This is a genomic window from Streptomyces sp. NPDC054783, assembly GCF_053611725.1.
Genome location: NZ_JBSHAY010000089.1, coordinates 3,391 through 5,241 on the forward strand (window position 1 = coordinate 3,391; position 1,851 = coordinate 5,241).

A 1,851-nucleotide genomic window follows, 5' to 3' on the forward strand; every position below is an offset into this window, starting at 1 on the left:
GTACGGATGGGTAGGGGAGCGTCGTCTGCCGGGTGAAGCGGCACTGGAAGGTAGTCGTGGACGGTTGACGAGTGAGAATGCAGGCATGAGTAGCGATTCACACGTGAGAAACGTGTGCGCCGATTGACTAAGGGTTCCTGGGTCAAGCTGATCTGCCCAGGGTAAGTCGGGACCTAAGGCGAGGCCGACAGGCGTAGTCGATGGATAACCGGTTGATATTCCGGTACCCGCTGTGAAGCGTCAAACATTGAATCCAGTGATGCTAAGGCCGTGAAGCCGCCCTGGAGCCTTCGGGCGAAGGGGAGTGGTGGAGCCGCCGGACCAAGCTGGTAGTAGGTGAGTGATGGGGTGACGCAGGAAGGTAGTCCATCCCGGGCGGTGGTTGTCCCGGGGTAAGGGTGTAGGCCGTGCGATAGGTAAATCCGTCGCGCGTGTGGCTGAGACCTGATGCCGAGCCGATTGTGGTGAAGTGGATGATCCTATGCTGTCGAGAAAAGCCTCTAGCGAGTTTCATGGCGGCCCGTACCCTAAACCGACTCAGGTGGTCAGGTAGAGAATACCGAGGCGTTCGGGTGAACTATGGTTAAGGAACTCGGCAAAATGCCCCCGTAACTTCGGGAGAAGGGGGGCCATTCCTGGTGATCCGGTTTACTCGGTGAGCTGGGGGTGGCCGCAGAGACCAGCGAGAAGCGACTGTTTACTAAAAACACAGGTCCGTGCGAAGCCGTAAGGCGATGTATACGGACTGACGCCTGCCCGGTGCTGGAACGTTAAGGGGACCGGTTAGCTCACTTTCGGGTGGGCGAAGCTGAGAACTTAAGCGCCAGTAAACGGCGGTGGTAACTATAACCATCCTAAGGTAGCGAAATTCCTTGTCGGGTAAGTTCCGACCTGCACGAATGGCGTAACGACTTCTCGACTGTCTCAACCATAGGCCCGGTGAAATTGCACTACGAGTAAAGATGCTCGTTTCGCGCAGCAGGACGGAAAGACCCCGGGACCTTTACTACAGTTTGATATTGGTGTTCGGTTCGGCTTGTGTAGGATAGCTGGGAGACTGTGAAGCATGCACGCCAGTGTGTGTGGAGTCGTCGTTGAAATACCAGTCTGGTCGTGCTGGATGTCTAACCTGGGTCCGTGATCCGGATCAGGGACAGTGTCTGATGGGTAGTTTAACTGGGGCGGTTGCCTCCTAAAGGGTAACGGAGGCGCCCAAAGGTTCCCTCAGCCTGGTTGGCAATCAGGTGTTGAGTGTAAGTGCACAAGGGAGCTTGACTGTGAGACCGACGGGTCGAGCAGGGACGAAAGTCGGGACTAGTGATCCGGCGGTGGCTTGTGGAAGCGCCGTCGCTCAACGGATAAAAGGTACCCCGGGGATAACAGGCTGATCTTCCCCAAGAGTCCATATCGACGGGATGGTTTGGCACCTCGATGTCGGCTCGTCGCATCCTGGGGCTGGAGTCGGTCCCAAGGGTTGGGCTGTTCGCCCATTAAAGCGGTACGCGAGCTGGGTTTAGAACGTCGTGAGACAGTTCGGTCCCTATCCGCTGTGCGCGTAGGAGTCTTGAGAAGGGCTGTCCCTAGTACGAGAGGACCGGGACGGACGAACCTCTGGTGTGCCAGTTGTTCTGCCAAGGGCATGGCTGGTTGGCTACGTTCGGGAGGGATAACCGCTGAAAGCATCTAAGCGGGAAGCCTGCTTCGAGATGAGGACTCCCACCCACTTGATGGGGTAAGGCTCCCAGTAGACGACTGGGTTGATAGGCCGGATCTGGAAGCCAGGTAACTGGTGGAGGTGACCGGTACTAATAGGCCGAGGGCTTGTCCTCAGTTGCTCGCGTCCACTGTGTT

Annotated in this window: 1 rRNA gene (only partly in view); it reads left to right on the top strand. The window is 57.2% G+C overall.

The features are described from left to right. Nucleotides 1–1,829 (top strand): 23S ribosomal RNA (locus ACWGJ5_RS46400) (it extends 1,361 nt beyond the left edge of the window). The last annotated feature ends 22 nt before the right edge of the window (nucleotides 1,830–1,851 follow it).